Raw genomic sequence first — 21165 nt, forward strand, 5'->3', positions numbered from 1 at the left:
TCCCATCTGTCCGCTCGACTTGCATGTATTAGGCACGCCGCCAGCGTTCGTCCTGAGCCAGGATCAAACTCTCCATATAAGAGTTGATTAAGCTCGTTTTGTCTTTTCGAAAAAGACTAATGATTTAAACGTTGACGTATTGTTCGTTCAGTTTTCAAAGATCAATCCGCCGCTCAAGAGCGACTTTATTATCTTATCAGATTCAACTATCTGAGTCAATAACTTTTTTTTAAAATCTTTTTTTGTAAGTCGCTGTCTTGCAGCAACGAATATAAATATATCACCTCACAGGACAACATGCAATATGTTTTTATCTTTTTTATACGTAAAAAGGAAAGAAAAAATATTCCCATTATTCTGCCCCGGTAATCGCATTATTTATATTCCTTCTATAAAAGAAAAAAGACAGAGCACGCATTGTACTCTGCCTTGTTTTATAAAATTTTAACGGTGACGCATTAGCGGGAATAATAGTACATCTCTAATAGAAGGTGAATTTGTCAGCAGCATGACAACTCGATCGATTCCGATGCCCAGTCCGCCTGTTGGCGGCATGCCGTATTCAAGAGCCTCAATAAAATCATCATCCATCATATGAGCTTCATCATTGCCCTCTTCACGTTCTTTCAGCTGTGCTTCAAAGCGTTCGCGCTGATCAATTGGATCATTCAGCTCAGTGAAGGCATTTGCATGTTCACGTGCTACAATAAATAATTCAAAACGATCAGTAAAGCGCGGGTCTTCGTCGTTTTTCTTCGCAAGCGGCGAGATTTCAACAGGATGTCCATAGATGAAAGTCGGCTGAATTAATTTCTCTTCAACCTTTTGCTCGAAGAATTCATTAACAATATGACCATATTCCATATTGTCTTTGATTTCAACACCATGCTCCTTCGCAAGCTGCTGGGCTTCTTCCTTACTTGTTTCTTTCCAGAAGTCTACCCCAGTGTATTCCTTAATGGCATCTACCATATGAAGCCTTTTCCATTCAGGCTTTAAATCCACTTCGTACTCGCCGTATTGCACAGTAGTTGTTCCAAGCACCTCTTGAGCGATATGGGCAATAAGGTTTTCAGTCAGGCTCATGATATCTTTATAGTCAGCATATGCTTCGTATAATTCAATCATAGTGAATTCAGGATTGTGCCGTGTAGAAACACCTTCATTACGGAATACCCGGCCAATTTCATATACCTTTTCAAGGCCGCCCACAATCAGACGCTTCAGATGAAGCTCAATCGCGATACGCATATAGAGTTCCATATCCAGCGCATTATGATGAGTGATAAATGGACGTGCAGATGCTCCCCCTGCAATGGAATGCATCATAGGTGTTTCAACTTCAAGGTAGCCATGGCTGTCAAGATAGCGGCGCATGGATTGGATAATGCGGCTTCTCGTGACAAAAGTCTTTTTGCTTTCCTCACTCATAATGAGATCCAGGTAACGCTGACGGTAGCGCTGCTCAACGTCCTTCAGCCCGTGGAACTTATCCGGCAGCGGACGAAGGGATTTAGTCAGAAGCACAAATTCCTCCGCTTTAACAGACAGTTCGCCTACTTTTGTTTTAAAGAGCTTGCCGCTGATCCCGACAATATCTCCCAGGTCAGCAGTTTCGAAGATGGAGTAGCTTTCTTCTCCAACAGCATCTTTGCGGACATAGATTTGAATTTGCCCTGATAAATCCTGTACATGGGCGAATCCGGCTTTCCCTTTTCCGCGCTTCGTCATAATGCGGCCTGCCAGTGTAACAGAAATATCCTTTTCCTCAATTTCTTCCTTCTCAAGCTCACCGTATTGCTCAATTAATTCATTGCTTTGGTGTGAACGGTCGAAACGTTTCCCGAAAGGATCCATTCCCTGTTCGCGCAAGCTGCTCATTTTCTCGCGTCTTACTTTCAACTGGTCATTTAATTCTTCATGACTCTGGCTCACTGAAATCATCTCCATTTTGTAAATCTTTTTATGTACGCACAAATCTGCGGTCCTTCAAAAATGTATATCTCTATTATTTTACACAATGCTGGCAAATCAGACATCCTAAATAGTTAAATAGAATAAAAACTGCCAGTTCATGCACTGGCAGTTTCCTTTTATCAAAAGTATTATAGGCAAAGAATGTCAGCCTGTCAAACTTTACGCAGTTATACAGCCTGTATCTGACTTCTTTCTTTTTCTTCTGCATCAATGACAAGAGCGTTAAGAACGCTCACCAATTCTTCTCTTGTATTGGATTCATTGATTCCATTGCGGACCTTCGCATTGCCGCGGATTCCTTTCAGGTACCATGCAGCATGCTTTCGCATTTCGAGTACAGCGATATGTTCACCCTTTAATGAAATCAGGCGGTCCAAATGGAGGATGCACACATCCATCTTCTCTCGTACAGAAGGCTCGCCCATTAATTCACCCGTCTCAAGGTATTTGACTGTACGGTAAATCATCCATGGGTTCCCCAGTGCAGCCCGTCCGATCATGACACCGTCACAGCCTGTTTCATCCAGCATGCGCTTGGCATCCTGAGGTGTTTCCACATCACCATTTCCGATTAGCGGAATGTTAATGTTCTGCTTTACTTCGCGGATAATATCCCAGTTCGCTTGTCCTTCATACATCTGGACGCGCGTCCGGCCGTGAAGGGCTACAGCTTTGCCCCCTGCGCGCTCAACCGCCTGAGCGTTTTTAACAGCGTAGATGTGATCTTCATCCCAGCCCATCCGCATTTTTACGGTAACCGGCTTTTCAACAGCGGCTGTTACAGCAGAAACCATTTCATAAATTTTATCCGGGTCAAGCAGCCACTTGGCACCCGCATCACATTTGGTGATTTTAGGGACAGGGCAGCCCATGTTAATGTCGATGATATCCGCATTCGTATTTTGATCTACAAATTTCGCCGCTTCTACAAGCGTCTCTTTTTTGCCTCCGAAAATCTGCAGGCTTAGCGGGTTTTCTCTCTCATCAATATAAAGCATGTTCATTGTCTTTTCGTTCTGGAGGACAATGCCTTTGTCGCTGACCATCTCAGCACATACAAGACCGGCACCGAATTCTTTCACAGTCAGACGGAAAGCGGAATTGCATACTCCGGCCATTGGAGCCAGTACCACACGGTTTTTCAGCTCGATATCACCTATTTTAAACATAATTGCACCTCCCTCTGTAATTATTCAAACTTATATATTAATCCTGCTCCTGTCTGGGAGCCAATTCTTCCTGTGTCACTTTAAGCGCCTGAGCGATCTGCTCGATTAAAGCCGGTGCAGGCATGCGGTTTCCTCTTTCAATTTCACCTAAAATTGAAACCGATACACCGAGCTCTCTTGCAAATCCTTCTTGTGTAAATCCTTTTAGCTTTCGAAAAGCGCGAATACGTCTTCCCCATTTTTCTGCTTCCATATCCGTACTCCCTCTCTGTCAGGTATATCTTCCAGTATTGAAATTAAAGGCCGCTCCATCTTCGGAAGCCTGATGCTGGAATCAACCTCTAAAAGAGGAACAAGGACAAACGCTCTTTCATGCATCCGAGGATGAGGAACTATTAGCTTCTCTGTTTCAATATTTTCGTGACTATACAGCAAAATGTCAAGGTCTATTGTCCTCGGGCCCCAATGGATTTCCCTTTTTCTCCCAAGTTCTAATTCGATATCAAGGCACGCATCCAGCAATTCAAAAGGATCTAAGCCGGTAGAAATTTGGATTGCCATATTCAGAAATTGTTCTTGATCTTCATAACCGACCGGATCCGTTTCATAAACAGATGAAGTATTTACCACTTGGGTTTGCGGAAGCTGATCAATCATCTCAACTGCTTTCTTCAAGTGGTCAAACCGGCTTCCGATATTTGAGCCAAGCGCAATAAAAGCGGTGTTCCTCATGATCTGCCTCTCGTAATCTCGACGGCTACTGACTGATAGTGGCCGGGAATAGGCGGATCAGGCTTGATCACTTTGACCGTCAGCTGCAAAATAAGCGGGAACCGGGAAAGTAGTTCTGCTGCCAGCTTTTCTGCTACAGCCTCAACCAGCTTATAGGGCTCCCCTTCCACAACCTCTTTGCACACTGCATACAGCTCGCCATAGTTGATGGAGTCATCAAGATTATCGGTTTCCCCCGCCTTTTTCAGGTCTGCTTCGACAGTAAGGTCTACAGCAAAGCGCTGGCCAAGGTGTGTTTCTTCCGGAAAAACACCATGGTAGCCATAAAACTCCATTCGGTTCACATAAATTTTATCCATTGTATTCACCTTTTCCCATTAAAGCGTCCATCATTTTAGCCATTCGGCTCATTTCCTTTACATCATGAATGCGGATCATCTGGCAGCCCTTTTGGATGCCGTAGCAAACCGTCGCTCCCGTTCCTTCTGTCCGCTCCTCAACCGGAAGGTCCAGAATGGTTCCGATCATCCGCTTCTTCGATGTGCCAAGCAGCACAGGATACCCGATGGCCACAAGCTTGTCCAAATCCCTCATCATTTCCAGATTATAGTTCAAGTTCTTAGCAAAGCCGATGCCCGGGTCAAGGATAATATTCTCGTCCTTAACACCCGCAGACTTAACAAGCGCAATGCTTTCGTACAGGTCATTCATAACATCGCGGAAAAAGGATGTGTATTCCATATCCTTGCGGTTATGCATTAAGATGATCGGCGCTCCCGTTTCCGCTGCGGTTGATGCCATTTCAGGATCCGCTTTGGCTCCCCATACATCATTGATGATATGGGCCCCGGCTTCAATGGCCTGCCTGGCGACCTCGGCTTTATAGGTATCAATGGATATCGGAACATCCACTTCTTTTGAAATTGCCTCGATAACAGGAAGAACACGTCTCAGCTCTTCGTCTGCAGGTACCGGATCGAATCCCGGACGGGTTGACTCTCCGCCGACATCGATGATATCTGCTCCGTTTTCAACCATCTCCAAAGCATGCTTGACGGCCAGATCCTGATGACTGTATTTGCCGCCATCCGAAAAGGAGTCAGGCGTTGCATTTAAAATTCCCATTACAATGGTTTTCTTCCCGTAATCTAGCGTATATGGTCCACACTCAATTGTTGTTTTAGACATTACGAACCCTCCTACAGTTCATTCCTGCTCCAAAAGTGTTCACAGCAGTTTTCATAGTGCTTCTGGAGTTCCGATGTTTTCTTCCCGGATAACCCTGGCATTGTATGGCCGTCAAACGAGGAGATTGGCACAATTTCCTGGATGGAGTTCGTGACAAAAACTTCATCCGCATCTCTTACAGCTTCTGGTCTGTACAGGCCTTCCTGCACATTCATCCCCAGCTTTCCGGCAAGCCTGATTACAAATTCCCGGGTAATGCCGTTTAGTATGCCAGTATGAAGAGACGGGGTAAATAAATGGCGATCACGAATCCAGAATAAGTTCGACGTGATCCCTTCTGCCAGATAGCCTTCCCTGGTCAAAAAGATCCCTTCTACGCCAGGATCGTCCCCCGCTTCCTTTTTGGCCAGAATGTTATTTAGATAATGATGGGACTTCAGGCGTTCTGCCCCTTCAGGTGTATTGCGGGGAATCTCAAGTATCACTGCCTGCTTTTCTGCGCTTGCACTTCTTGGCGGGAGCGGTTTGCAGAAAATGATCGTATTCGAGTTAAGGTACGATGCTGTCTGCAGGCCTATCTCCCCGTTACCCGCTGACACATTCATCCGGATATAGGCATTATGGTATCCGTTTTTTCCGAGCAGCATATCCAGCGCTGCGAGCACCTGTTCCCTGGTATAAAATGCTTCGATATTTATCGCTTTAAGGCTTCGGTTCAGCCTCTCCAGATGATCGTCCAATAAAAAGGGATGCCCATTATAGACACGGAACGTCTCAAACAGCCCCATTCCATATAAAAAGCCATGATCAAAAGGAGAGATCCTGGCCTCCTCTTTCCTGACAATTTCCCCATTCATATAAATATACAAGGTTTACAGCCCCTCTGCCTGCAGTGAAGCTTTGTAATGCTGAATAAAATTCTGAAGGAGTTCCTTTCCGGCCGTGGTCATAATTGACTCCGGATGGAATTGGACACCTTCTACAGGCAATTCCTTATGGCGAATGGCCATAATCTCTCCCTCAGCTGTCCATGCTGAAACCTCAAGACATTCCGGAAGTGTTTCCTTTTTGACAATCAGCGAATGGTAGCGGGTAGCAGGAAAAGGGTTGGGCAGGTCTTTAAATATAGACTTTCCATCATGAAAAATGTCAGAGGTTTTTCCATGCATCAGACGCTCTGCCTGCACCACATCGCCTCCGAATACTTGAGCAATTGACTGATGTCCCAGACAAACGCCAAAGACCGGGATTTTGCCTGCAAAAGCTTCAATGGCTTTCAGGCTGATGCCTGCTTCATTCGGGCTGCACGGCCCCGGAGAGATCATCAGGAACTTCGGCTGCATACTGCCTATTTCAGAAATCGATGTTTCATCGTTTCTTTTGACAACCAGCACTTCGCCTAATTCACCGAGATACTGTACGAGATTATACGTAAAAGAATCGTAATTATCGATCATATAAATCATAGCTGATCCCCTTTTGCCTGTTCTGCGAGTTCTTTTGCTTTCCAAAGAGCAATTGCCTTTTTCAGTGACTCTTTGTATTCATTTTTCGGATTGGAGTCAATGACGATGCCTGCACCTGCCTGCACATGGGCCTGTCCATCTTTCACGAGCATGGTGCGGATGATGATATTCAGCTCAAGATCACCGCTGAAATTGATCCAGCCAAGAGAGCCGGTGTATGGTCCCCTTGTGACCGGTTCAAGCTCTTCAATAATCTCCATGGTGCGCACCTTAGGGGCACCCGTAATCGTTCCCCCGGGAAATACAGCGTCGATGATATCAACTGCATTTTTGCCTTCTGCCAGCTCGCCTTTTACATTGGAAACGATATGCATCACATGTGAGTATTTTTCAATTACCATGAACTCATCCACTTCAACTGTCCCATATTCGCAGACTCTTCCCAGGTCATTTCTCTCCAGGTCAACCAGCATTACGTGCTCTGCACGCTCTTTCTCATTTTCAATCAGTTCACTGGCGAGCTTGAGGTCCTCCTCATGATCCTTCCCCCTGGATCTTGTCCCGGCAATCGGCCGCGTGCTGACGGTGTTTCCTTTTTTCTTAATCAGCAGCTCAGGCGATGCGCTCACAAGCTGGTATGAAGGTGTGTGGAAATACCCCATGTATGGAGACGGATTTAACACCCTCAGCTGCTCGTATACATCCATAGCCTGAATATGCATCGGGCGGCTTTGTCGTACCGAGAGATTCACCTGAAAGACATCTCCCTGTGAAATGTAATCCTGAACACTTCGGACAGCAGACTGGAATTCTTCTTCGTCCATGGATACACCAAGTGTTTGTTCTGCCGGACTGCACCCCGCTTTCTTAGAAGGCTCTCCGCTCTCATTCTTCCATCTCTGCTCCCAATTATCTGCCCGTTCCTCGATCGAGTGCTCTACCCCTTTTTCATATAAGAATAGAAGCCAGAGCTGTTCCGTTTCATGATCAAAGACAAAGCAATCTTTATAAATAAAAAAGTGGATATCAGGTATTTGAAGATCATCCCGGGCTTCATCTGGAAGCTTTTCGATATATCGTGCATAGTCATAGCTGATGAACCCGATTGCACCTCCCTGAAAGTCAGGAAGTTCTTCAAGCTTATCTGCATTATATTGATTCAGCCATTCCTGCAGCAGGTGAAGGGGGTTGCCTTCGAGCACCTGCTTTTCCCCGTCTGCGGTTATTTCAAGCTGTGAATTTTTGCCTGTTAAAATGGCTTCCGGCTCAAAAGCTGCAATGCTGTATCTGCCGCCCCGTCCGCTTTCAAGTAAAACATGATGCGGCAATCCCTCAGACAGCGAGCGGTATGTGCGGAAAAACCGGTTATATGTATATGGTATTTTTTTTGCATGGATCTGAAGATGCTTCACTAAAAGTCACCCCTATATATTTCTCTTTTTTCATCATACATGATACGGGGCATGCATTCATAATTTTTATTACACAAAAAACAGCGGCCATCAGAGACCGCTGTCTTATCAATTATTCAGCTTCAAATTGGTATAAAGGAGTACTTAAATAACGTTCGCCGTTACTAGGGAGAATGGCCAGAACTTTTTTGCCCTTGCCAAGCTCTTTAGCGACCTTCAGTGCCGCACTGATCGCCGCACCAGAGGAAATGCCTCCTAGGATTCCTTCTTCCTTAGCCGCGCGGCGGGCATAATCAAATGCCTCATCGTTTGTAATTTGAATCACTTCATCATAAATCTTTGTATCCAGTGTATCCGGTACAAACCCCGCTCCAATGCCCTGGATTTTATGCGGGCCCGGCTTTCCGCCTGATAGGACAGGTGAATCAGTTGGCTCCACTGCGTAAATTTTGATGTTTTTATATTTTTCTTTAAGCACCTGGCCGGCTCCTGTAATGGTTCCGCCTGTTCCGATTCCGGAAATGAAGGCATCCAGCTGGTCGCCCATTTGCTCTGTAATTTCAGGTCCAGTTGTTAAACGGTGAACTTCAGGGTTCGCAGGGTTTTCAAACTGCTGAGGAACGAAATAGCCATGTTCCTTTGCCAGCTCCTGCGCCTTGCGGATCGCACCGCCCATTCCTTCCGGTCCAGGTGTGAGGACAAGGTCAGCCCCGTAAGCACGCAGCAGATTGCGGCGCTCCATACTCATTGTCTCCGGCATCACAAGAACGGCTTTATAGCCTTTGGCTGCGGCAATCATCGCTAATCCAATTCCTGTATTTCCGCTTGTCGGTTCAATGATGGTATCACCTGGTTTAAGACTTCCATCTTTCTCTGCAGCCGTAATCATTGCCAGGGCAATACGGTCTTTTACGCTGCTCCCCGGATTCATGTACTCCAATTTTAGATAAACATCTGCGCTATTATCATCAACTAGACGGTTTAGTTTCACAATTGGCGTATGGCCAACAAGATCTGAAATTGAATTTGCTACACGTACCATTTTCCCCACTCCTTATTTCCGACTATTTTTATTGGTTTAATCTAAATTTACCAATTTCCAATGGGAATGTCAATGAATTTGACTGCCATTTAAAAGAAAATTCATACTTTTGTCATTATAGATAAGTACCCATCTCTATTCATGATACTCAATTTATCCAGAAAAAAACACGGAATTCGCTCCGTGTTTTTATATTTACTGCTCACCGTAAAACCATTCCACATCCGTCTCTTTCCAAAATGGCTTGGCAGAGACAGGAACATCCATCTGCTCAAGAGCTATCTGGCGGCGAATCATGTTCTTCACCTCTTTAAAGGAATACTTTTCTCCCTTTAAATGCTCATGAAGCATGACAACAGCATAGCCATCTTCTGTTTTAACCGGTTTAGTCCATTTGCCGGGCTTCAGGTCTTTGACCTGTTCCAGTACTTCTGCCGGTATGTGCTCATCATCTTCACTGACGTACCCTGCATTTCCCCCAAGGTTGGCAGTGAATTCATCAATGGATCGCTCCATCGCCAGCACAGAGAAGCTGGAGCCTTCTTCCAGCTCCTTCACTGTCTGTTCTGCTTCTTCTTTTGTTTTTACAATGATTTGAGAGATGTGATAGGTGTCAGGAACATGAAATTGACTGCTGTTTTCTTCATAATAGCTCTTCATTTCCTCTTCTGAGACAGAGACATCAGCCGTCAGCAGCTCTTCAAGAATAAGATTGTTCTTGATTTGCCTGCGCCATTTGTCTTCACTCATCTCATCAGTGAAATTGCCGCCATACATCGTCTTGACCATTTTTAGCTCAAGATCTACTGCCTTATCAGAGATTTTCACCCCGTATTTTTCCCCGGCTTCTTCAATGACCTTCTGATCAATTAATTCGCTTAAGGTGCTTTTTCCGTACTTCGTTTCCATCTCACTCATCCATTCCTGGCGAGTGATCTTTTCTCCGCCGATTTTGGCTACTGCTTCCCCGCTGCCATCGCTTTTAAAAAGCAAAAAGGCCAATGTGATAAGATTCAGCAACACTAAACCGCCAATGATCATTAAAAGCTGTCTCTTTTCCAAGTGCTCCTCCCCCTAAGAAAAGCGCAAGCACCTGTCCCTCCCCGACACTCGAGGGGGCAGGCACTGAAGCTGGACATTTCTATATGTTCAAAAAACAAAAGCGTTTGGCCCCGGCCTAAAGGGCAGACCTTTAGGAGACCGGCAAACGCTTATTTTATCACTTTACTTCGTTTTTTAATTCTTCCAGTTCTTCTTTTGTATAATGATATTTCTCGTTGCAGAAGTGGCAGGAAGCTTCAGCCTGGCCGTCTTCATCGATCATCTGCTGGATTTCGTCTTCACCGAGGCTGATAATCGCATTGGCAAAACGCTCTTTTGAACATGTGCAAGTGAAGGATACTGGAAGCTTCTCAAGGAACTTCACATTATCTTTGCCAAGAATCGTTTCCAATAGCTCTTCAGGCGTTAAGCCCTGCTGGATCAATTTGGATACAGGCGGAATTTCTTTCAGTCTGTTTTCAATTAATGTAATGGTCTCTTCATCGGTTCCCGGCATAAGCTGCAGAATGAATCCCCCAGCAGCAAGAATGGAATTGTCCGGATTAACAAGAACACCCACTCCAACGGAAGAAGGCACCTGTTCAGAAGTAACAAAGTAATAGGTGAAATCATCTCCAAGTTCTCCAGAAATCAGCGGAACTTGTCCTGTAAAGTGTTCTCTCATTCCAATGTCCTTCACGACCGTCAGGGTCCCTTCAGTGCCGACCGCACGGCGCACGTCAAGCTTGCCCTGCTCATTAAGGTCGAAGTGCGTTTGCGGGTTTGTTACATATCCGCGAACCTCTCCATTTGCATTGCTGTCTACCAAAATGGCGCCAATTGGGCCGCCGCCTTCGATTTTGATTGTCAGTTTGTTATCGCCCTTCAGCATGGCACCCATCATCACGCCTGCCGTCATGGCTCTACCTAAAGCAGCTGACGCGGTTGGCCATGTATAATGTCTGCGCTGGCCCTCTCCAACTGTTTCGGTGGTGCGGGATGCATAGGCACGGACTTGTCCATCATATGCAAGTGCTTTTACTAGATAATCGCTCATTTTTTGCTCCTTTCCACGAAAAACGCAAGCGCCTTGCCCACCCCCGACACTCTCAAGGGGGCAGGCTGCTTGCGCTAGACAATTTTCGAAGTTCAAAAAGTTTAAATCCTTGTTATCTTCCAGAGAAACTGATTTAATGGCAGCAGCTTTTTAAGCTTACTATTTTTTTATGTTCTCCATATTTCGTTTATAAATAATCTGCAGGCCCTTTAAAGTTAAAAATGGATCCACAACATCGATGATATCCGACTCTTGAGCGATGAGCCCCGCAAGGCCTCCCGTGGCAATGACAGTCGGCTTTTCATCTGCCTGATCTTTCATTCTTTTTACTATACCTTCCACCTGGCCGACGTAACCATAAAGAATTCCCGCCTGCATGGCAGATACAGTATTTTTTCCGACAATATGATCAGGACGTGCAATTTCTATTCGTGGAAGCTTCGCTGCACGGGAATAAAGAGCCTCTGTTGAAATCCCGATTCCCGGGGCAATGGCGCCGCCCATATATTGTTTATTTTCATTGATATAGCAATAGGTAGTGGCTGTCCCAAAATCGACAATAACTAACGGGCTTCCATATTCATGAATGGCCGCTATAGCATTGACGATGCGGTCTGCTCCCACTTCTCTCGGGTTATCATACTTGATGTTTAAGCCTGTCTTGATGCCAGGACCTACAACAAGAGGCTTCACATGGAAATATTTCTGGCACATTCTTTCAAGCGAAAACATGATTGGCGGCACCACTGAGGAAATGATAATGCCATCTATATCTGAAAAGGAAAGATTCTCATGCTCAAACAGAGACTTCACAATCATTCCATATTCATCTTCTGTTTTATTCCGGTTGGTTTCAATTCGCCAATGATGCTTTAATTCATCTTGGTCATAGACACCCAGAACGATATTCGTATTCCCTACGTCGAAAACAAAGATCAACATTCTCACCACTTTATGATTATTTAAAACGCTTTTTTCACTGAAAACATCATATCACAACTGCTGTTGTTTCGTGTAATCGAAAATTCCGGTCAATCTTGGAATTGATATTTTCCGGCAAAAAAAAGCGCCCCTGGAGGCGCTTTTCGATTATTATTTGTCTTTGCGTTCTTCGTCGATGGCAGGAGGCACGTCAGCTTCTGCAGGGCTTGAGCCTTCCCTTGTTTCAGGGATTTCGCCTGTTTCAGCAGGATCCTCTTTCTTGATGCTGATGTTTACTTTAACATCTTCATCCGTTGAAATGGAAGTCACTGAACGGTCAGGCAGTCTGCCATGTTCTGATAAGTGCTTGATTTGTTCCGCATCAAGCGTTTCAACTTCAAGCAATGTATTGGCGATCAGATTCAGCTTATCACGGTTTTCTGTTAAGAGCTTTCTTGCTCTTTCATATGATTCCTTGATAATGCGCTGGATCTCAAGATCGATTTCATATGCGATTGCATCTGAATAGTTCTGTTCATTATGGAAGTCACGTCCAAGGAATACCTGGCCGCCCTGAGACTGTCCGAACTGCAATGGTCCAAGCTTATCGCTCATTCCGAATTCGGTTACCATGCGGCGGGCAATGCCTGTCGCACGCTGGAAGTCATTATGGGCACCCGTGCTTACTTCACCGAAGACAATTTCTTCAGCCACACGTCCGCCAAGCAATCCGACAATTTTGTCGAGAAGCTCAGGTTTCGTCTGGAAGTAGCGGTCTTCTTTCGGAAGCATAACTGCATATCCTCCGGCCTGGCCGCGCGGCACGATTGTAACCTTATGAACCATTTCTGCTTCATCAAGCACTAAACCGATGACTGTATGACCTGCTTCATGGAAAGCAACGATGTTTCTTTCCTTCTTAGAAATAACACGGCTTTTCTTAGCGGGACCGGCAATTACACGGTCTGATGCTTCATCTAAATCTGTCATATCTATCTTTTTCTTATTTCGACGGGCTGCGACAAGGGCCGCCTCATTCAATAAGTTTTCTAAGTCTGCTCCTGAGAAACCAGGTGTACGCTGTGCAATAGCCTTTAGGTTGACACTCTCATCAAGAGGTTTATTGCGTGCGTGTACTTTAAGTACAGCTTCACGACCTGTTACATCCGGGCGGTCAACTGTAATCTGTCTGTCAAAACGTCCCGGACGCAATAATGCCGGGTCAAGAATATCCGGACGGTTAGTGGCAGCAACGATGATAATTCCTTCGTTTGCTCCAAATCCATCCATTTCAACTAGAAGCTGGTTAAGGGTCTGCTCGCGTTCATCATGTCCGCCGCCTAGGCCGGCACCACGCTGGCGCCCTACAGCATCGATTTCATCGATAAAAATAATACATGGTGCGTTCTTTTTCGCATTTTCGAATAAATCACGGACACGGGAAGCACCCACACCTACGAACATTTCAACGAAATCAGAACCGCTTATAGAGAAGAACGGAACGCCCGCTTCACCGGCTGCTGCCCGTGCAAGCAAGGTTTTACCTGTTCCTGGAGGTCCTACAAGAAGAACCCCTTTGGGAATTCTTGCTCCCAATTCAGCAAATTTGCGCGGGTCTTTAAGGAACTCAACGACCTCAACAAGCTCCTGCTTTTCTTCATCGGCGCCTGCAACATCTTTAAAGCGCACTTTCTTTTTGCTTTCATCATAAAGCTTGGCTTTGCTTTTGCCGAAGTTCATCACACGGCTGCCTCCGCCCTGCGCCTGGTTCAGCAGGAAGAAGAATAGTATGAAGATGATGATGAAAGGAATGATTGACGTAAAGAATGTCACCCATCCGCTTGTTTCCTTAGCCGGCATGACTTCTACATCTGAAGACTGGGCTAATTGATCCACACGGTCAAGGATATTATCATTGTTCATGATATAAGTCAGGAAGTATTTGCCTTCCTCATATCCTTCAAGCTGACCCCGTACTTCAAATACACCTCTCTCAGGCTGAAGGGAAATGGACGTAATATCGCCGCTTTCCAAGTGATCAACAAATTTATTATAAGAGATGTGCTCCGTTGGTTCATTGTTGCCGTTAAAGAAGCTGACAACTCCAATAATGACTAAAAATATCAATAAATAAAAGATGGTATTCCGGAAGATCCGATTCATCCCTTACCTCCTCCCACGGTAAACAAACTATAGTGTATAGTATCATAGAAAATCGTGCCAATACAAGGAATTAGACTTCTTAAAACCGGGTGATTCTTGTTTCAGTAAAGGGCTTTAATTCAAGGTCATTGCTTAGGATTTCCTTAATCGTTATTGCTGTATACTTCCGGCTTCAGGACTCCAATATATGGAAGATTGCGGTACTTTTCCGCGTAATCAAGGCCGTAGCCGACTACGAATTCATCAGGAACAATAAATCCTACATAATCAGCTTTGATATCAGCCTTTCTTCCTGTTGGCTTGTCAAGCAGTGTTACAATCTTAATGCTTTTCGCTTTTCTGTAACGGAACAGCTCAACAAGATAGCTGAGTGTCAAGCCGCTGTCGATGATATCCTCAATGATCAGAATATCTCTGCCTTCCACAGAAGTATCAAGGTCTTTCAGAATTTTCACTTCTCCTGAAGAAACCATTGCATTCCCATAGCTTGATACATCCATGAAATCCATCTCAAGATATGTATCCACACGCTTTAAAAGGTCGCTCATAAAAGGCATTGCCCCTTTTAACACCCCAATGGCAAGCGGGAATCGATCCTGGTATTCTTCAGTAAGTTCAGCAGCAAGTGACTTTACCTTATCCTGCAGCTCCTCTTCCGAAATCAGTACTTTTTCAATATCATTTTTCATCATTTATTGTGCCCCCTAGAAGATCATTGCTTTATGTATTTTAAAATAATATAGCTGGTACAAGATTGCTGCTGCCTATCATCATGTGATTTCTTCAAACCAGGCACCCACAGGATCCTGCCTTGTGCATCTGTCACAATTGGCCAGGTTTTCCGATCATGCAGCGGTACTTTATGATCAATGAAAATGTCCTTTATCTTTCGGGACCCCTGCATTCCTTTAAGCGTCATGCGGTCTCCCTTTTCTCTAGTCCTGATAATGATTGGAAAAGAAACACCCTCCCTGTCTAATACCAGGGTATCATTGTTTAGAATTCCATCAGAACAGTCAGCATATTCAAGGATAATTGATCCGCTGTTTGGGAGTTTAATGCTTGCAGGTTCGAAGATTTCATATCGATAGGATTGTACAGGTTCCTTCGGGAATAAGAAGTGGCATTGCCGGTAGGAGCGTACAATATGTAAACCGCCTGGAAAATCTAAATTTCCCGATGGATGAGGACTTTTCATTAAGGAAAAAATGCTCTCAATATGAGATGCCGATAACGATGCCGGCCTTTCCTTATAAAGATAGTTTAATATTAGTTGAATCCCTCTCCTTTGTAAAGGCATTGGCATTGCCTCGAAAGCATCGATATCCATACTAATTTCCTCATTGGTCTTCTTTTTCATTACTGTATTCATTTTGTGGACGGTTAATTCCTGCAGATATGCTTCATCACTTTGCAAATCTTCACTGAATCTTTGAAAATGCTCATGGACCTGAGGGTTTTCTTTTCTCAGGAATGGGAGCACTTCCTGTCTGAATCGGTTGCGGCTGTATATCCCTTTTTCATTGCTTGGATCCCGCCGGGGGTTCAGGCGTTCTTTCAGGCAGTAGCCTTCGATTTCGGCTCTATTCAAGCATAGGAAAGGGCGGATGATAAAATAATCGCCAAATGTTCGCTTGAAGGGAATTCCTGCTCTTGCGCTGCCGGTGCTTCCCCTTGTGAGCCGCATTAATATGGTTTCAACCTGATCATCGCCATGATGTCCAAGGGCTATGTACTCTGCCCCATATTTCTTGGCGGTTCTTTGATAGAAGCTGTAGCGGCAATCCCTTGCAGCTGTCTGGGAACTCTTCCCGGATTTCTCCATATATTCAGGTACATTCACTCTTTCCATTTCAAATGGAATGGCCTTTCTTCTGCAGTAATCCTTCACAAACATGGCGTCCTGAAAAGATTCTTCGCCTCTAAACATATGATCGACATGGGCGGCGATAAGTTCAATTTGAAGCTGCTGTCTCTGGTTCCAAAAATAATGGAGCAGGGCGATTGAATCCGGTCCTCCCGATACACCGACTACTATTTTCTTATTATTTAAATCCAGTCCCTTTTTCTTAAGGAAAGCACTTACTTTCTCTTGGAGCATACGCTTCTTCCTTATCCGATAGAAATATATTTATCGCTGACAATCAGAGGAGAAAATCACCCTCTATATTGAAGTTTCACTTTATACTACCCCTGCAAAGGGCAGCGTAATCCTTCATATAGAAAAGCATATCATTTATAAAGGGTAAATATCAAAAGGGATTAAGCTTACTATACGGATCAGGGCGAAGAAAGTTTCATTTTTCTCAAATTTAAAGCAGCTGCCCATAAATATATAAGAAATAAAGAAGTGTCACGATAAAGGTAATCAGCAGGGTTTCAAAGATGCTCCCTTTCTGTTTTTTCTGCCTGTACACTTGCCTGCTGGCAGGCTGAGGACCGGCTGTTTGTCCAGCATTCCTGTTTCCCGTGCTCCTTTGCACGGAATTTGAACGAGTGAGCTGGAGCATATCATTTCTCATTTCACCAGCCGATCTATAGTGGCCTTGCAGGGCATTTAGAATAACATCTTCGTATTTCAGCAGCTCTTTCTTTTGGCGGACCATCATTTTGAGCTGTTTGAGGTCACCTGTTGTCTTGGCAAACCTTTTTGGGTATGCTGTGTTGATTATTATCATGGCTGCAGCAAAGAGATCGTAGGCAGGGTCAGCCTTTCTGGTCCCCAATCCCCAATAGCCGCGATCATAAAACTCGGTAAATTCTTTTATCGCCCTGCCTTGAATGGTGGTTCCACCCACATCAATGGTTCGTATCTTTGAGGGAGGGCCTGTTACGATCAGATTATCTGGCTTTAAATCACCGAAAACCCAGCCAGCTTTATGCAAGGAATCAAGATCGTTCAACAGCTGTACGATTAAAACACCGGTCCAGGATGATCCTTTTTGCTGGATAAATGTCAATAAATCAGGGCCCTGTATATATTCCATTACATAGAACGAAACCTTTCCGATCCTTCTATCCCAATCATCCACATCAAGCAAAGAAGGCCCGAGGGCAGAGCCTTGGACCTTTGCAAAGGATTTAAGGACGTTCACTTCAGACGTGATGGACATCCCGTTATCACTCATTTTCAAAGCAACCTGCTGATTTTGGTTTTTAGCGAGATAAACAATCCCATTAGCACCATACCCTAATTCCTTTATAATGGTATACCGGTTTCGGTGCCACTTTCCTTCAATTACAGTACCAGGGTTTACTTTACACTGACTCTTCAAAGAATGATTCATCATCACCGGAAAGCAGACTCCTTAACGAACGTTTTTTCTTGAAATGGTTTAGGGCCTCATGAATGGCCGGACCTGTAGGCGTAATCCCTCCTGTTGTCAATTTCGAGAAAATGCTGGTCAGCGTTTCAAGATTCGGCGTCCAATCCAGCAATTTTTCGACATCTTTCTTTTTCCCGGGAAATACGAATACGGAAAAACGGTTATCACCAGATCGTGCATTAAGACTTAGAGAAAGATCCAGCAAGGCTTCCTTAACGGTTGGAAGCTTATGCTTCATGCTTGCACTGGTATCCACGAGAACCAGCACTTCAAGTTCGACTGTCTCACCCAGTTCATCCACAACCTCCATCACTTCGCCGCGCTGATCAGGCGGAAGGTCCTCCATTGTTTTTGAGCCGCCCAGGATCTGCTGAAGCTCCTTGTTCACAACTCCCTGAAGGGTCTGGGTCATGGCTTTTCTCGTCACCATCTGCACAGTCTGGGACAGCTGCTGAGAGTAGACAACCTGACTGACTCCGCCTCCTGACATCGCGATTCCTTCAATTTCATTCATTCCCTGCTCATCAATGACATCCTGCTCCATGACTCCGATTACATTCACGGTTATTCCCTGCTCCTTGGCCAGGGCCGCCATGGCAACGGGATCTTCACCCTGATTTGAACAGCCATCCGTTATCAGTAAAATTTGCTTCAGTGTTCCTGTTTTCATTTGAAACTCCCCTCCACATATGAGTTGTTAGCATTTTCGACTGAAAGGAGGGGAAATATACCTAAGAAATGCGGAAGCACCTTGTTCACCCCCGACAAGCACAAAACTAGTCTCCCGGGAAGGCGTATTGCCTTTCTGGGAGGATTAGCTTGAGACCTCGAGGGGGTAGGTGCTGGAGCTGGACAATTACCTAACTTTAGAGACCTTATTGAATTATTTAACTATGAGCAAATTACTCAGTTCGCCTTTTGGCGAATGGCATGTACGGGGATGCTGGTCCACTTCGGAGTATTGTGTTTGACCTTTGACACAACCACCGTCATATCATCTTCAATGTTCCCGGACCTTGACCTGATGACCTCTTCCATAATTAAATCGGCCACTTCTTGAGGGTCTTCCGTCTTTAACTCGGATACCTTGCGCTTCATCCACAAATCAAAGTTCTCAACATGCTTCGGCCCTTCAAAAACGCCATCACTCATCATGATCAGCAAATCTCCTGCTTTAAGCTGCTCACTGACCACATCTACATCAAATTCCTGGATGATGCCCATCGGGAGGTTGCTGGCCTGAATTTTCATTACCTTATGGCCTCGCTTTACAAAACTTGGAGTTGATCCAATTTTCAAAAATTTCGCATCAGCATTCTGCAGATCAATCATGGCCAAATCCAAGGTCGAGAAAATTTCGTCTGTGGTCCTTAAAGAAAGAACGGAATTGACTGATTTAATGGCAACCTGCTCTTCAATCCCTGACTGAAGAATTTTCTGAAGGAGCTTAAGTGTTTCCTGGCTTTCCGCATGAGCCCGTTCCCCATTGCCCATTCCATCACTAATGGCAATCGCATACTTTCCGCATCCCAGCTCGATAGTGGAATAGCTGTCCCCTGATACTAAACCGCCATCCTTCGCAGCATGTGCAACGCCTGTTTCAACCACGAATGCCTTGGCTGACCGGAATGTGACATGACAGTATCCATTCGGGAACGCGGCGCATTCCTCTGAGTTTACTAATATCGTTTCTTCCAAAATATCAGATAGCATCGGTGCAATTAGCTTTTCGCATTCTCCATGCCCCTGGCAATATGGAATGGTCATATCAATGTCGACATTTCCCTGTTCCAGGCTGTAGATTTCCACCTGCTCGATATGAATGCCAAACTCCTGAAGCGCTTCAAGGATCTGTTCTTCCTGTTTATGATGATTTTCCCTCTCTCGCTGAATTTCCTTCGCAAAATCACCCATTACTTCTGAAACACCCATCAGCTGATCAGCTACCAGCCTTCTGCTTTCCTGAACCTGCTTCTTCAGCTTTTGGTTCGCCTTAAAATAAGTCAGCTCCTGCTGTACGGCTTCTGTCACTTTTTTCGATCTTGTGCAGTACTTTTCCCATTCCCTCGCAAGCTTTGGAGAAAGAGCACCTTCATTGTTGTCCACATCGTGCATAATATCCATCATATAGTCATAGGTTGTATTAAAGTTCTTTGACCAGCAATGATCTTTCTTAAAGCAGGTCTGGCATGTTTTTTCGGTTACATTGCTTAAGAAATAATCCACTTCCCTGTCACCGTCCTCTTCCCATTCAGAAGGCACATCATGAGAGGAGAAGCTTTTGGAAAGGGCTTGGAAGACACTTGAGAACTGGGCAACACGCTGTGCTGTTACATCGCGCATTTTTCTCATATATTGCTGCTGCTCAGCGGCATATTCAGGCGTTCCCGGGATGTGCTTAGCCAATTTCATCGTTAAAGCCTGCGGTGTTAATAAAAATAAGAGAATCGCTGCGCCTGTTTCAGACAGAGTTTTCATGAGATTTCCGCTTCCTTCTCCATACATGCCCATAAGGAGTGTCGCAATCAGAAGGCCGAATGCCACACCGAACTTCCTCCCTTCTTTTAAAAGACCGCCTAATAGACCTGCGAAGGCGAGCAGACTCATATGATAAAAGCTCGATATATTCGCAAGGGAGAAGATCAGACCGGTTACCACCCCTACTGTAGAACCGACGGTGGCTCCTGCCACAAAGGCAAAGAGCAGGACAAGGTAGCGAGACATAATATGCTCGACCGAAAGATCATAGACCGTCCAGCCGATCGTTCCCGTCATGACAGAAGCCAGCATAATGATCAGGCAGACGATTTCTTCGGTTTTCAGTGATTGTCTGCGTTTATTTATCGAAAGCAGCGGCAGCCCCTGCAGAAAAATCAGCGTTAGAATGAAACCAAGGCCTGACTCAACACCGGCCATCATTCCATCATATAAAGTCAGCTGGCCCTTCAAAATGAAAGCCTCCAGGAGCTTGCCTCCTAAAAGAGTGAAGAACACGTAAAAAGGCAGTGCCCTGATTTCATTATGCAGCCATTTTTTCGAGACCCGGAAGGCAAATAAAAAGATGAAGGTTATTCCAAAAGCAGATACAGCATTGGAGATGGACAATGTGGCAGCGCCCGCCATTAACCCCACTAGAGCCAGGGGCGCCTTATCCCTTCGTATGAAGTAAACCGCTGCAAAAAACGGAAGGCTAAATGGGGTAAGCTTCGCCAATATCAAGGCTCTTCCAAGCAAAAAGCCAATGATCAGCAGAACATAGCCTTTTTTCAGAAAGAAATTCTCCAATCCTGAGTGGAGTTTTTTTAAGCCTTTGGCAAAATCCAGTTTCGGTTTGTTGAAGGGCACTTCCCCGACGATCGGCTCTATTACATTCCTTTCTACCTTTTCCATTAAACTACACTCCCCATATTTTTATCGTTGCTGACAATTATAAAATCCAGCGCTCCAGAAGTTTGTCAAAATAGCGGACAAGCCCCGGCTTTTCGTTCGACGGTTTTCCACTATATATGGGGAGAGATAACAAGATTTAAAATTGGTCTTCCTGAAGTTCCAGTTAGTTCTGACAAAAAAAGTAAACAAACCCTTAGAATGACAGCTTTCTGCGGAAAGAGAAGCATGGAAGAAATTGACGAAGAGGCAAGGGAGGTTTACGACATATTTCTTTAAATATC

19 protein-coding genes and 1 rRNA gene are annotated in these 21165 nt (G+C 44.9%); all 20 read right to left on the bottom strand.

Annotated elements, in window-relative coordinates:
* Positions 1–79, bottom strand: a 16S ribosomal RNA gene (locus DFO72_RS26260); the annotation flags it as partial.
* A gap of 365 nt (positions 80–444) precedes the next feature.
* Positions 445–1935: a lysine--tRNA ligase gene (gene lysS, locus DFO72_RS26265; RefSeq protein WP_258549841.1), complete on the bottom strand. Its 1491-nt coding sequence runs from the start codon at positions 1933–1935 to the stop codon at positions 445–447.
* 209 nt (positions 1936–2144) lie between these two features.
* Positions 2145–3146 (bottom strand): tRNA dihydrouridine synthase DusB, encoded by a 1002-nt coding sequence (dusB, locus tag DFO72_RS26270; protein ID WP_113885314.1) that lies wholly within the window; start codon positions 3144–3146, stop codon positions 2145–2147.
* Positions 3147–3183: 37 nt separating this feature from the next.
* Complete coding sequence (locus tag DFO72_RS26275; protein WP_048008796.1) at positions 3184–3399, bottom strand: helix-turn-helix domain-containing protein; 216 nt, start codon at positions 3397–3399, stop codon at positions 3184–3186.
* Positions 3351–3878, bottom strand: coding sequence for a 2-amino-4-hydroxy-6-hydroxymethyldihydropteridine diphosphokinase (gene folK / locus DFO72_RS26280; protein WP_113885315.1), 528 nt, complete (start codon positions 3876–3878; stop codon positions 3351–3353). The genes DFO72_RS26275 and folK overlap by 49 nt, the downstream gene beginning before the upstream one ends.
* Positions 3875–4237 (bottom strand): dihydroneopterin aldolase, encoded by a 363-nt coding sequence (gene folB / locus DFO72_RS26285; RefSeq protein WP_113885316.1) that lies wholly within the window; start codon positions 4235–4237, stop codon positions 3875–3877. The genes folK and folB overlap by 4 nt, the downstream gene beginning before the upstream one ends.
* On the bottom strand, positions 4230–5066 hold the full coding sequence (gene folP / locus DFO72_RS26290) for a dihydropteroate synthase (RefSeq protein WP_113885317.1): 837 nt from the start codon (positions 5064–5066) through the stop codon (positions 4230–4232). Before folP ends, folB begins: the two co-directional genes overlap by 8 nt.
* Before the next feature lie 11 nt (positions 5067–5077).
* Positions 5078–5935 (bottom strand): aminodeoxychorismate lyase, encoded by an 858-nt coding sequence (pabC, locus tag DFO72_RS26295; protein ID WP_113885318.1) that lies wholly within the window; start codon positions 5933–5935, stop codon positions 5078–5080.
* 3 nt (positions 5936–5938) lie between these two features.
* Positions 5939–6532 (bottom strand): aminodeoxychorismate/anthranilate synthase component II, encoded by a 594-nt coding sequence (gene pabA, locus DFO72_RS26300; RefSeq protein WP_113885319.1) that lies wholly within the window; start codon positions 6530–6532, stop codon positions 5939–5941.
* Positions 6529–7944, bottom strand: a complete 1416-nt coding sequence (gene pabB, locus DFO72_RS26305) for an aminodeoxychorismate synthase, component I (protein ID WP_113885320.1) — start codon at positions 7942–7944, stop codon at positions 6529–6531. Before pabB ends, pabA begins: the two co-directional genes overlap by 4 nt.
* Before the next feature lie 112 nt (positions 7945–8056).
* Positions 8057–8986 carry a cysteine synthase A gene (gene cysK, locus DFO72_RS26310; RefSeq protein ID WP_113885321.1) on the bottom strand — a complete coding sequence of 310 codons (930 nt, stop codon included), beginning with the start codon at positions 8984–8986 and terminating at the stop codon, positions 8057–8059.
* Between the two features lie 195 nt (positions 8987–9181).
* Positions 9182–10048 carry a peptidyl-prolyl cis-trans isomerase gene (locus DFO72_RS26315; protein ID WP_113885322.1) on the bottom strand — a complete coding sequence of 289 codons (867 nt, stop codon included), beginning with the start codon at positions 10046–10048 and terminating at the stop codon, positions 9182–9184.
* Between the two features lie 157 nt (positions 10049–10205).
* Positions 10206–11084 (bottom strand): Hsp33 family molecular chaperone HslO, encoded by an 879-nt coding sequence (gene hslO / locus DFO72_RS26320; RefSeq protein WP_113885323.1) that lies wholly within the window; start codon positions 11082–11084, stop codon positions 10206–10208.
* Positions 11085–11243: 159 nt separating this feature from the next.
* Positions 11244–12023 (bottom strand): type III pantothenate kinase, encoded by a 780-nt coding sequence (locus DFO72_RS26325; RefSeq protein WP_163145274.1) that lies wholly within the window; start codon positions 12021–12023, stop codon positions 11244–11246.
* Between the two features lie 153 nt (positions 12024–12176).
* A complete protein-coding gene (gene ftsH / locus DFO72_RS26330; RefSeq protein WP_113885324.1) occupies positions 12177–14168 on the bottom strand; it encodes an ATP-dependent zinc metalloprotease FtsH in 1992 nt (663 codons plus the stop codon).
* Positions 14169–14311: 143 nt separating this feature from the next.
* Positions 14312–14857 (bottom strand): hypoxanthine phosphoribosyltransferase, encoded by a 546-nt coding sequence (gene hpt / locus DFO72_RS26335; RefSeq protein ID WP_181782424.1) that lies wholly within the window; start codon positions 14855–14857, stop codon positions 14312–14314.
* A 23-nt stretch (positions 14858–14880) separates the two neighbouring features.
* The gene (tilS, locus tag DFO72_RS26340; RefSeq protein WP_113885326.1) at positions 14881–16269 is read right to left on the bottom strand and encodes a tRNA lysidine(34) synthetase TilS; all 1389 of its coding nucleotides are present in this window, start codon (positions 16267–16269) and stop codon (positions 14881–14883) included.
* A 211-nt stretch (positions 16270–16480) separates the two neighbouring features.
* On the bottom strand, positions 16481–17458 hold the full coding sequence (locus DFO72_RS26345) for a protein kinase domain-containing protein (protein ID WP_113885327.1): 978 nt from the start codon (positions 17456–17458) through the stop codon (positions 16481–16483).
* Positions 17427–18164: a VWA domain-containing protein gene (locus DFO72_RS26350; RefSeq protein ID WP_113885328.1), complete on the bottom strand. Its 738-nt coding sequence runs from the start codon at positions 18162–18164 to the stop codon at positions 17427–17429. Before DFO72_RS26350 ends, DFO72_RS26345 begins: the two co-directional genes overlap by 32 nt.
* A 236-nt stretch (positions 18165–18400) precedes the next feature.
* Positions 18401–20884, bottom strand: coding sequence for a stage II sporulation protein E (gene spoIIE / locus DFO72_RS26355; RefSeq protein ID WP_113885329.1), 2484 nt, complete (start codon positions 20882–20884; stop codon positions 18401–18403).
* Between the last annotated feature and the right edge of the window lie 281 nt (positions 20885–21165).

It is taken from the genome of Cytobacillus oceanisediminis (assembly GCF_004366035.1).
In the GTDB taxonomy this organism is placed as follows: Bacteria; Bacillota; Bacilli; order Bacillales; family Cytobacillaceae; genus Cytobacillus; species Cytobacillus oceanisediminis_C.

Bases quoted from the DNA above. Each gene is read 5' to 3' on its own strand.
- dusB (WP_113885314.1), bottom strand. From the start codon at position 3,146: ATGTTTAAAATAGGTGATATCGAGCTGAAAAACCGTGTGGTACTGGCT.
- DFO72_RS26275 (WP_048008796.1), bottom strand. From the start codon at position 3,399: ATGGAAGCAGAAAAATGGGGAAGACGTATTCGCGCTTTTCGAAAGCTA.
- folK (WP_113885315.1), bottom strand. From the start codon at position 3,878: ATGAGGAACACCGCTTTTATTGCGCTTGGCTCAAATATCGGAAGCCGG.
- folB (WP_113885316.1), bottom strand. From the start codon at position 4,237: ATGGATAAAATTTATGTGAACCGAATGGAGTTTTATGGCTACCATGGT.
- folP (WP_113885317.1), bottom strand. From the start codon at position 5,066: ATGTCTAAAACAACAATTGAGTGTGGACCATATACGCTAGATTACGGG.
- pabA (WP_113885319.1), bottom strand. From the start codon at position 6,532: ATGATTTATATGATCGATAATTACGATTCTTTTACGTATAATCTCGTA.
- cysK (WP_113885321.1), bottom strand. From the start codon at position 8,986: ATGGTACGTGTAGCAAATTCAATTTCAGATCTTGTTGGCCATACGCCA.
- hslO (WP_113885323.1), bottom strand. From the start codon at position 11,084: ATGAGCGATTATCTAGTAAAAGCACTTGCATATGATGGACAAGTCCGT.
- ftsH (WP_113885324.1), bottom strand. From the start codon at position 14,168: ATGAATCGGATCTTCCGGAATACCATCTTTTATTTATTGATATTTTTA.
- hpt (WP_181782424.1), bottom strand. From the start codon at position 14,857: ATGAAAAATGATATTGAAAAAGTACTGATTTCGGAAGAGGAGCTGCAG.
- tilS (WP_113885326.1), bottom strand. From the start codon at position 16,269: ATGCTCCAAGAGAAAGTAAGTGCTTTCCTTAAGAAAAAGGGACTGGAT.
- DFO72_RS26345 (WP_113885327.1), bottom strand. From the start codon at position 17,458: ATGATGAATCATTCTTTGAAGAGTCAGTGTAAAGTAAACCCTGGTACT.
- DFO72_RS26350 (WP_113885328.1), bottom strand. From the start codon at position 18,164: ATGAAAACAGGAACACTGAAGCAAATTTTACTGATAACGGATGGCTGT.
- spoIIE (WP_113885329.1), bottom strand. From the start codon at position 20,884: ATGGAAAAGGTAGAAAGGAATGTAATAGAGCCGATCGTCGGGGAAGTG.